Genomic DNA, 1,182 nt, shown 5'->3' with positions numbered 1-1,182 from the left:
AGGGACCTGACCCCCAGATGGTGGACACCTTGAAACCAGCATCTCGCTGGGGAAGTGAGGTACCTTTCCACCATGCCACGCAAGACCTACACCGAACAGTTCAAGCGCGACGCAGTCTCGTTGTACGAGTCGACCCCCGGAGCAACGCTCAACGCGATCGCCTCCGATCTCGGGGTCAACCGCAACTCCCTGCGCACCTGGCTCGACGCCTTCGGCACCGGCACCAAGACCAACGCCAACGGTGAAAAAGTCGCCAGCCCCATTGCCGCAGCCAACAGCGCACGCACGCCTGCTGAAGGACTCTCCGACGCCGAACGCATCCGCGTGCTGGAACGCGAAAACGCCAAGCTCCGGGAGGAACGAGAGATCCTCCGCAAGGCGGCCAAATATTTCGCGGAAGAGACGAACTGGTGAACCGCTTCCGGTTCGTTGATGACAACCGAGGCCTCTACGAGGTCAAGCGGTTATGTGAGGTTTTGAAGATCAACCGGTCCTCGTATTACAAATGGAAATCAGCTGCTCCTGCCCGCCGGCGACGCGTCCTTGACGACGCGGTGCTGGGAGCGAGGATCAAGGCCGTGTTCACGGCCGAGAACGGTTGTTACGGGGCGAAACGCGTGACGGCGGCCATCAATTCCGATCCAGCCAACGACGACCTTTTCAATCACAAGCGCACCGCCAGGTTGATGCGCCAGATGGGCCTGTTCGGCTACACCAAAAAACGCCGGGTGAAGACCACCGTGTCTGCGAAACAAGCTACGAAGGTGCCCGACCTGCTGAAACGCCAGTTCATCGCGGAGAAACCGAACACCATCTACGTCGGCGATATCACGTACCTGCCGATCGCGGACGGGTCGAATATGTACCTGGCCACCGTCATCGACTGCTATTCGCGGCAGTTGACCGGTTTCGCGATCGCTGACCACATGCGCACGGAGTTGGTCGAAGAAGCTCTCACGATGGCCCACGGGGTCCGAGGCAACCTTGACGGGGCCATTTTCCACTCCGATCATGGCAGCGTCTATACCTCTGGACAATACCGGAAGCTGTGTGAACGATTCGGTGTCACCCAGTCGATGGGAGCAATCGGGACGAGCGCGGACAACTCGTTGGCGGAGTCGTTCAACGCCACGCTGAAACGGGAAGTCCTCCAGGACGAGTCCGTTTTCCCAAGTCAGCTCG

At 59.7% G+C, this 1,182-nt stretch carries 1 protein-coding gene; it reads left to right on the top strand.

All coding sequences use genetic code 11. From position 1 onward, the window contains the following. Positions 1-72: 72 nt before the first annotated feature. A protein-coding gene (locus tag ABJ196_RS12620) for an IS3 family transposase (protein ID WP_347307579.1) occupies positions 73-1,182 on the top strand; the annotation gives its coding sequence in 2 pieces (ribosomal slippage) (positions 73-394 and positions 394-1,182; 1,111 coding nt annotated over the 2 pieces). This gene is flagged as partial in the annotation.

The sequence above is a fragment of the Corynebacterium sp. SA-MJD20WY100 genome, from assembly GCF_039822565.1.
GTDB classification, from domain to species: domain Bacteria; phylum Actinomycetota; class Actinomycetes; order Mycobacteriales; family Mycobacteriaceae; genus Corynebacterium; species Corynebacterium phoceense_A.
The sequence above is the reverse complement of the archived record's forward strand: the minus strand, read 5'-3'. Positions and strand labels throughout refer to the sequence as shown.